11 protein-coding genes, 1 pseudogene and 1 other annotated feature are annotated in these 6010 nt (G+C 61.4%); of the genes and pseudogenes, 3 read left to right on the forward strand and 9 right to left on the reverse strand.

The window, feature by feature from the left end; genetic code table 11:
* Together J2D75_RS13960 and J2D75_RS13965 are read left to right on the forward strand one after the other, a co-directional pair.
* A partial coding sequence (locus J2D75_RS13960) for a hypothetical protein (protein ID WP_207855398.1) occupies positions 1-187 on the forward strand: 187 nt, incomplete at its 5' end.
* Positions 188-257: 70 nt separating this feature from the next.
* Complete coding sequence (locus tag J2D75_RS13965) at positions 258-509, forward strand: WGR domain-containing protein (RefSeq protein WP_207855399.1); 252 nt, start codon at positions 258-260, stop codon at positions 507-509.
* A 16-nt stretch (positions 510-525) separates the two neighbouring features.
* On the opposite strand, the gene J2D75_RS13970 is transcribed toward J2D75_RS13965, so the two are convergent.
* The 3 genes from J2D75_RS13970 to J2D75_RS13980 are packed head-to-tail and all read right to left on the reverse strand — an operon-like array spanning position 526 to position 1999.
* Positions 526-780 carry a hypothetical protein gene (locus tag J2D75_RS13970; RefSeq protein WP_207855400.1) on the reverse strand — a complete coding sequence of 85 codons (255 nt, stop codon included), beginning with the start codon at positions 778-780 and terminating at the stop codon, positions 526-528.
* Between the two features lie 5 nt (positions 781-785).
* Positions 786-1766, reverse strand: a complete 981-nt coding sequence (locus J2D75_RS13975; RefSeq protein ID WP_243428777.1) for a DNA/RNA non-specific endonuclease — start codon at positions 1764-1766, stop codon at positions 786-788.
* Entirely contained in the window at positions 1763-1999 is a 237-nt protein-coding gene (locus J2D75_RS13980; protein WP_207855401.1) for a hypothetical protein, read from the reverse strand. Before J2D75_RS13980 ends, J2D75_RS13975 begins: the two co-directional genes overlap by 4 nt.
* 248 nt (positions 2000-2247) lie before the next feature.
* Between J2D75_RS13980 and J2D75_RS13985 the strand changes: the two genes are divergently transcribed.
* Positions 2248-3482 (forward strand): IS3 family transposase gene (locus J2D75_RS13985; RefSeq protein ID WP_207855402.1). Its coding sequence is split into 2 segments (ribosomal slippage): positions 2248-2542 and positions 2542-3482, totalling 1236 coding nucleotides; the frame shifts between segments, so codons are not numbered across the junction.
* Positions 2535-2651, forward strand: a sequence feature (AL1L pseudoknot). It overlaps the preceding gene by 117 nt.
* Positions 3483-3520: 38 nt before the next feature.
* Here J2D75_RS13985 and J2D75_RS13990 read toward each other — a convergent pair.
* From J2D75_RS13990 to J2D75_RS14015, 6 genes and pseudogenes are all read right to left on the reverse strand, one after another.
* Complete coding sequence (locus J2D75_RS13990; RefSeq protein WP_207855403.1) at positions 3521-3793, reverse strand: hypothetical protein; 273 nt, start codon at positions 3791-3793, stop codon at positions 3521-3523.
* Positions 3794-3814: 21 nt separating this feature from the next.
* Positions 3815-3991, reverse strand: coding sequence for a hypothetical protein (locus J2D75_RS13995; protein WP_207855404.1), 177 nt, complete (start codon positions 3989-3991; stop codon positions 3815-3817).
* Positions 3988-4260 (reverse strand): hypothetical protein, encoded by a 273-nt coding sequence (locus tag J2D75_RS14000; RefSeq protein WP_207855405.1) that lies wholly within the window; start codon positions 4258-4260, stop codon positions 3988-3990. Before J2D75_RS14000 ends, J2D75_RS13995 begins: the two co-directional genes overlap by 4 nt.
* Positions 4261-4448: 188 nt before the next feature.
* A complete protein-coding gene (locus J2D75_RS14005) occupies positions 4449-4913 on the reverse strand; it encodes a DUF3085 domain-containing protein (protein WP_207855406.1) in 465 nt (154 codons plus the stop codon).
* 87 nt (positions 4914-5000) lie between these two features.
* On the reverse strand, positions 5001-5297 hold the full coding sequence (locus J2D75_RS14010) for a DUF5983 family protein (RefSeq protein ID WP_207855407.1): 297 nt from the start codon (positions 5295-5297) through the stop codon (positions 5001-5003).
* Between the two features lie 108 nt (positions 5298-5405).
* A pseudogene (locus tag J2D75_RS14015) lies at positions 5406-6010 on the reverse strand (hypothetical protein); the annotation flags it as partial.

The raw sequence follows: 6010 nt of genomic DNA on the forward strand, positions 1-6010 counted from the left end.
AGCCCAGTCCGTGAACGAGGCCGACCTCTCCAGCATCGGCCTTGACCTGCATAGCGCTGTGGATCGCTATGTCAGCCTCGTCTTCAATGTCGGCTGGCGCCTCCATGGCGTCTCCGCCATCCGGGAACAGAACGGCTTCGGTAATAAGGGAGGCTTCGGTACACTCTCACTTACCGTCGGGTATTGAAAAATAGCTGGATAGGACACAGCCCCAGCATCGGTTATCATGCTGCCCTTCACGACGCCAAAGGGCAGGAATGGAACAGATCCCACTTTTCCCCGTAGAAGCCCGCCTGACGCGCATTGACGCTGCGCGGAACGCCTGGCGGTTTTATGAAATGAGTATTCAGCGTGATCTGTTTGGCGGCGCTGTCCTGATCCGGCGGTGGGGCCGGATCGGCACCGCTGGTCGCCTACGTCTCGATCTGCACGTCAACGAAGGGGCTGCCGCCAACGCCCTCAGCCGTCTTTTGCGTTTCAAGGTCCGACGTGGCTATCGCTGGGCCTGAACGGCCTCTTAACCCCTCAGGCGAAGGGGTTGTTCATCGGATGGGTTTTGGGGGCATCTGACACGTGATCTGGCAGCGCCGGTTCAGATTCCAGTTTGGCAACCACCGCATCCAGCAGTGCCGACAGGGCGCGGGCATTCTGCAATCCGTCCCTGTCACGCGTAATGTCCAGACGCCCATACACGCTCACACGCGCAGGATCATTTTCTACGGTCATCTGTTCGATAGTCTGCACCTGTGCGTCAGGTCCAAACGGGTTAAATGCCGTCATCAACCTTACTCCTGTTCCTGTTCGAGCGCGTGTCTGACCGCCTTCATCCCGGCCCGCGCCAGTTTGCGTTCCAGGCGTTTTTGCAACCGCTCCCAGGCACGGTTCTCGCGCGAGCGGGGCGTATACGGACTGGCCTGTGGTTCAGGCAGCGTCATGGCCTGCGCTTTGACAGCCTCTCCGACACCGGGGAACGGGTCAATACCGATCCGCTCAGCCAGATCGGCCACACTCAGAGTCTGGCAGGTGGGGCTGTCCGTATTTTGACACAGATAGGCCCCGGCTTCATGACGGATCGGGTCATAGATGGCTTTCCATGTCGCCGTGGGCACCAGCACATCCTGCCCGATAGCGCGGCTGCTGCCGGTAAAATCCGGCCCCGTCACCACATAGACTCCGCCCTCGCGCAGAGCCATGGCGCGCACGGCCATTTCCACTCCCGTCCAGATCCCTTCATTCAGGGCGGCGGTCTGGGGCACGACGTTAGAGAGCGTAAACGTCTGTTCCTGTATCTCTTCAGTGCCCGCGTCGGCAGATGGCACCATGTGCCCACGGTCAAATCCGGAGCCACGGTAGTCAGCCAGCGTCGCCCCGTCTCCTGCGGGCAGGCGGTCATCGGCGACAAAGGTGTTGGTCGTGCGGCCAATTTTGCGAGCCCCCTGCACCGCCTCCGCATCGAGATACTCGGCCGACCAGAGCGGTTCATGCACTTCCCCGGAATTGAGTGCGGCATAGGCCGTATTGCACAGGAGCGTTGTGCGGAGCTGAAGCTTTTCGTTCAGAAACACCGGCAGGGCGTTTTCCGGGCCGAACTGCGTGCAGGTCTCAGCGGCACGCAACGGAGCGGCGGTGAGGAACGTCAGGCCTGTCATCAGGGCAAGACCTGGCACGCACAGGGAAAAGCGGAACACGATTGTTCTCCGGTTCAGGGGACGGCAGGCCGCATCATGCCGTGCATCGGGCAGTGGTACAAGAGCATGCGGGCTCATGCGGCGAGATCCTGTAAAAGTGTGCGGGCCGTGCGCCCGACCCGTGCTGCCCGCCGCCGCAGGGCCGCGCAGTCGGCAGCACGCAAAAGCCCCTCGCCCGCCTCGCTCTCCAACTGGGCCTGCTCGCGCAACAGCAGACGCACGGGTTTCATGCGTGACAGCGGGCTTGCTCTGTGCATTTCCCGCGGGCCAAATTCCACGACTGTCACGTTGGACGGTGTAGGACGAACCATAATCTTTTCTCCGTAAAGCATTGAGGACAGACGGGCCGCACGTCCCTCACCCGCAAAGGCAGGGACGTGGCCCAAAAAACAGGCCTAAGCGGCCTGCTGGATCTGAAAGCCCCGATGCCAGCGCACCACGTCGGGCAGCGACGGCCGCACCAGCTCTGGCGTCTCATCGTCCGCAGCAATGAGGCTCCGCACAGCCACTGAACTGCCCCGGGTTTACCGGAGAGTAAAACTCTCGGAGAATGATCCCTATGGCAGAGAAAAAGAAGACATCACGTTATTCGCCTGAGTTCCGTGAGCGCGCTGTGCGCCTTCTGGACGAGCATCGATCAGATTACCCGAGCCTATCGGCGGCCTGTCGCGAGATTGGTGGCAAGCTTGGCTGCTCGGGCGACAGCCTGCACGACTGGTGGAAGCAGGCCCGACGGGACGCTGGGGCGCAACCGGGGCGGACTACGGCCGAGACGGCACGGATCAAGGCATTGGAGCGTGAGGTCCGCGAACTGCGTCAGGCCAATGAGATCCTGAAGAAGGCCTCGGCTTATTTTGCTCAGGCGGAGCTCGACCGCCCGTTTCGCAAATGATCGCGTTTATTGAAGCCTACCGTGCCGATTACGGGGTCGAGCCAATCTGTCGCGTTCTGCCGATTGCCCCGTCCACGTTTTACCAGCAGGCGGTCATAGCAAGAGATCCGGCCAGGGCCAGCCCGCGTGCCCGGCGTGATAGGGAGTTGATGGAACATATCCGCCGGATCTGGCAGGACAACCGTGCTGTTTATGGTGCGCGCAAGGTCTGGCACAGCCTGCAGCGTGAAGGGCGGCAGGTTGCGCGCTGCACTGTTGAGCGTCTGATGCGCAAGATGGGTCTGAAGGGTGTAATCCGGGGCCGGAAGGTCATCACGACCCGTCCGGATACGGCGCGCCCCTGTCCCGATGACAGGGTCAACCGGCAGTTCCGGGCCGAGAGCCCCAACCAGCTCTGGGTCTCGGACTTTACCTATGTCCAGACCTGGAATGGCATGGTCTATGTGGCGTTCGTCATTGATGTGTTCGCCCGCAGGATCGTGGGCTGGAAAGTCTCGACTTCCATGACCACCCAGTTCGTGCTCGATGCCCTTGAACAGGCCATCTGGCAACGAAAGCCCGCGGGAAACAAGGCACTGATCCATCATTCGGACCGTGGGTCACAATACCTGTCGATCCGGTATACCGAACGCTTGGCGCTGGCTGACATCGATGCCTCGGTCGGCACGGTTGGTGACAGCTACGACAATGCACTGGCGGAAACCATCAACGGTTTATACAAGGCCGAGGTCATCCATCATCTGGGGCCATGGAAATCCATGGCGCAGGTCGAATGGGAAACCCTCAAGTGGGTGGACTGGTATAATAACCGACGCCTGCTGGCGCCAATCGGCTACAGGCCTCCCGCCGAAGCCGAACGCGCCTTCTATGCAGATCAGAGCAGGCTTGATATCGCTGCCTGATTACTGAACAAATCGCTCTCCGGTAAACCCGGGGCAGTTCACACCTCGTGCACCGCACCATCGGCAAGACGGCGGATCAACGCGCAATCCGAACGCCCCGAGATCACCCGGTCTTCCCAGCGTCGGGTCGCTGGATTGAAATGCGTGGCTGCGCACACCCCGTTGAGGAACGCCAGCACCTGCCAGCGCACAGGCCGCCCGTGGCTGAGGTATTCGGGCAGGCGGTAGAGCGCACCGACCGCAATCGGGCCGACACGCAGAGGGTTGTTACGGGGCGCAAACCAGCGCCCCGCATAATACTGTCTGAACATCTTTTTTTCTCCGGTCGGGGATCAGCGCGCGGCCAGCACAGCTTCCCGCACCATGGTGATCGGGTGGTCTGCGGCGATGGCGGACAGCACGTCTGGGCCGAACAGGATGCTGCTTATGAGCACAAGCAGACCGGCCACCCCGAACAGGAAGCCCGCCATGTCCTTGATGTCCTCTCGGGTCTGGGGGGAGAGTTTCATGCGCCTTCTCCCTGCCCGTCGGTGCTCTGGACGGCCACATGCCGCCCGCGCCCCGCCCGGCCGAGGGGCAGGAACTCGCGGGGGCCTTCCGGGGGTAGGTCAGGCAGGGCCACCACCAGCGTTTCATTTTCTGCCCGGAATAGATGGGTATGATTGGCAACCCGATACTGGTTCGGGCCCATTTTCTTGTAGGTCTTGCCATAGGGGGTCGCAGCGAACCGGAAACGCGTTCCCACACGCAGGCTCTTGAAAGTCACAGGATCAGACATCGTTTTCTCCTTTGTGGATTTTCTTCTGACCCTTTCAGCCGGCTCATCGGCCGGCGCGCAGGTTAAGGGCGGCGCTTGCGCCGGGAGCTTGCGACGAACCCTTAGCCTGCGTGACGGACTATGAGAGGCGACCTTTTCTTTTTGTGTTTTTTGTTTTCCTGTTTTTATTCCTTTATTTTTTCTGTCGTTTATTGGGCGGCTGACAGGCACGGCGCCCTGATGTCAGTCGGGCTCACATCGATCCAGACTGGCCCGTCGCCCGTGGCCTCCAGCGCCTGACGGATCACCTCAGCACTCAGAAATTCCGCGCCGTCATCCCCGCCAAAAGAGGCGCGTTTGATATCGTACCAATCACTGGAAGCGTCTCGGGGGTCGGCTTCCTTGGCATAGGCGACAAGATTGGGCGCACCATCCGGGTCAGGCAGGCAGGGCTTGCCATTGGACATCAGATACACGCCCTGATCGCCAACCAGCATCAGCCCTGCGGGAATACGCGTCGCATCAATGTCGTCATGGGTCGGCATGCGATCAATGACAGGCACTTTCTGGTACGCAGGCGAGAAAAGCTGATCGAGTGTCGGACTATGGGCCTCAGCGGCTTCAGCATGGGCAAGCAGGCGCTCCACCAGAGCGCGCTCAAAGTGAAGTTTCATGGTTTTTCCTTCTCTGGTGCGTGAGCGGCATAAAAAAAGGGCGGGACACCGAGGTGTCCCGCCCTTTGGGGTTGAATAAGCGCAGGCTTAAAAATCGTAGGTCTGAACGCCATCAATGGGCAGGCCGTCGCGGTCGAACAGGACATAGGCACAGCCCTGTGCGCGCGCCGCCGCGAGAATGGCCGCAAGGCCAGGCGAGGCGTGTTCCGCCGCCCGAAGTTCCGACTGCGCGTAAATCAGCCACCCATACGGACCCGCGAGACAGGACATGCCATCCACCCCCTCTGTTTCGATATAACGGGCGAGAAGTGTCCGGTCCTCGGGAGAGAGATGGGCGGTACTCGCATCGGCAAAGCGCTCGATAGGCAAATTGAGTGTCGGCATGCCCGGAAATCCTCAAAGCAAAAGGACAAAGCCCCGCGTCAGCGGGGCAGGCCGCAGGGCCACCCGCTTAGGCCCTGCATTGGGCAGGAAGCCCCTGCCCGTCCCCCCTCAGGCGGCGAGAGCCTGCGGTGACGCGCGCAGGGCGTCCTGTGCGACACTCAGCGGATGGCGGCGCGCGGCGTAAGCCGCACGCAATTCCGCAACAGTAGCGACATCGAGGAGCGTATGGGTGCACTGGCTCAGGCGCTGCACCCGCGCGTTCGTGGCTCGCAGCCACCCATACAGGCCGATATGCCCAGCGGCCGGGCTGGTGAACTCATCCGGGGTTTCATCGGGCCAGAGCGAGCCGTGGTCAGCGAACTGGAACGGGGTATGCGGCCCGCCCCACATCCGCACCCCATAATCGTCGGGCATCGGCAGCGGGCGCTTGAAAATCTCGTGCATCCAGTCGTTCGTCCCCAGTGACCCCTCACGATACGCGGCCTCAAAACCTGCCGGGCGGCGCTGCCCACGCGGCACGGTGATCATGACCATGAAACTTTCCTGCGGGCGGTCTGCGGCGACACGGGCTCCGTATTCGATGACGGCACTGCGGATCTGATCAAGCCGCGTTGCGACAATGTCCTGAGCCGGATAAAAATTTCCAAGCAGCTCCATGCTCGTGGAGGATCCCAGATCATCGTGCTGACGGGTGGCGCGGTTCGCACTGAGTC

Source organism: Acetobacter suratthaniensis (genome assembly GCF_017377745.1).
Classification (GTDB): Bacteria; Pseudomonadota; Alphaproteobacteria; order Acetobacterales; family Acetobacteraceae; genus Acetobacter; species Acetobacter suratthaniensis.